Annotated in this window: 3 protein-coding genes; all 3 read left to right on the forward strand. The window is 51.7% G+C overall.

The window, feature by feature from the left end:
* A partial coding sequence (locus ACZ6ZQ_RS38530) for a hypothetical protein (protein WP_469773191.1) occupies positions 1-307 on the forward strand: 307 nt, incomplete at its 5' end.
* A complete protein-coding gene (locus ACZ6ZQ_RS38535; protein ID WP_009681557.1) occupies positions 304-732 on the forward strand; it encodes a lytic transglycosylase domain-containing protein in 429 nt (142 codons plus the stop codon). The genes ACZ6ZQ_RS38530 and ACZ6ZQ_RS38535, both read left to right, overlap by 4 nt.
* Positions 729-1603, forward strand: an 875-nt coding sequence (locus ACZ6ZQ_RS38540; protein ID WP_469773192.1) for a secretion/conjugation apparatus DotM-related subunit, incomplete at its 3' end; no start/stop codon positions are given. The genes ACZ6ZQ_RS38535 and ACZ6ZQ_RS38540, both read left to right, overlap by 4 nt.

Genomic DNA, 1603 nt, shown 5'->3' on the forward strand with positions numbered 1-1603 from the left:
CTATCGGGAAGAAAGCTTCTCGGATGCGGTCTCCCGGCTTCACCTGAGCGAGAAGGATCTCGATGCCCGTTGCCGGTATCTGCATGCGCTTTCCGTACTGTTTGGCCTGATGGCGATTGTTGCCGGCGTGTTCCTCGCGCTAGTGCCCTGGTCGCCCAGTCCTATCAACCACGGCCTCATGTCCTTCGGCGTTCTCGCGTTGAGCATCACCCGTTTCTTGGTCACCAGGTTCCGAGTGGCCCAGATCCGTGAACGACGCCTTTTTAGTTTCAAGTCGTGGCTCCTGCGTCAGGAGGGGCGTTCGTGATTGACGCTCTGCCAATGGCGGCCCCTAGTCCGCACATTACTGGCCAAGCTCGCGAGGTCTGCATCGTCCGAGCAGCGGCTCATTACCGTGCGCATCCCGACTTGGTCAAGGCCATCATTCGCACCGAAGGTGGCACGACTGGAAAAGTCTCTTACAACAAGAACGGCTCCTACGATATGGGGCTCATGCAAATTAATAGCATTCATCTCGCGGAACTCTCCAAGTTTGGAATAACCAGAGACATGCTCGTCAACAACGAATGCCTGAATATTTTTATCGGTACTTATTACATTCAGCGTAGCGTGCTGGGGAGTGATGATTTTTGGAAAGGCGTTGGTAACTACCACTCCCGCACGCCCGACAAGAACTATCGCTACAAGCATCGTGTATGGAACAATCTTAAAGAAGTCCGGGGGCAGCAATGAACCGCGGTAATGTCAATAAGTCCAATACTGATGAGCTGCTCTGGGTTATCGTCTTTATTTTCGTAGGCATCATCGCGCTTTGGTACTTTGGGCACGAAAAAATTTCTACCGTTGTTATGTCTCTCAGAAGATTCGAAGCGAGCCTAATTCTTTTTGATGCAGATGGTAGGTTGGCGTTGATCGAATGGCTTTCGAGCACCCATCCAGCTGATGCAACCCCTAAGTCACTTTGGTCTTCGGGCATCGTCGCGAGCCGGGAGCTCCGCTGGTATGTACTGGTTATCCTTACCAGCGTGTTTGGGTATCTTATGTACCGGGCGCCCGATCGCGGCAATAAGTATTCGAATAAACATACAACTGTCAGTCTAGCGAAACAGGAAGCGAGCCAATGGCCGGTTATCTTGCCGGCCCTCGAAACTGATTTTATCGCGCTGCCACTCAATCACTCGGTGCATGGTATGCGGGCTAAGGTGCGTGATTACGCCCGGCGGCACCAGTTTTTGGTCAGAACTGCTGCATTGGGCGAGGAGGAAGATCCTGCAGATATTGAGTTGCTGGATAACAAAGAGGCGTTAAAGCTGTCGCGGGCCAGGGCAATTCTTGTTGCGCAACTTGGTAAGCCTTGGGAGGGGGTCGATTCCTTGAAGCCCTATGAGCGTTCGCTCTTTGCCGCATTTGCAGCCCAGATGAACCATGACAACGACCTCGCGCTTAAAATAATTAATGAGCTCGCCCGTGCATATGTGAGGGCAAAGCGAATGAAAAAGATTGCCTTGCTGAATTCGTTACATGCAAAACGTGCATTGCACCAGTATGCAAATACCAAGGTAGTTAAGCGTGTAGTAAGTCGATATGCGTATAAGCGCACAGT

Source organism: Streptomyces sp. NPDC053673 (genome assembly GCF_055585225.1).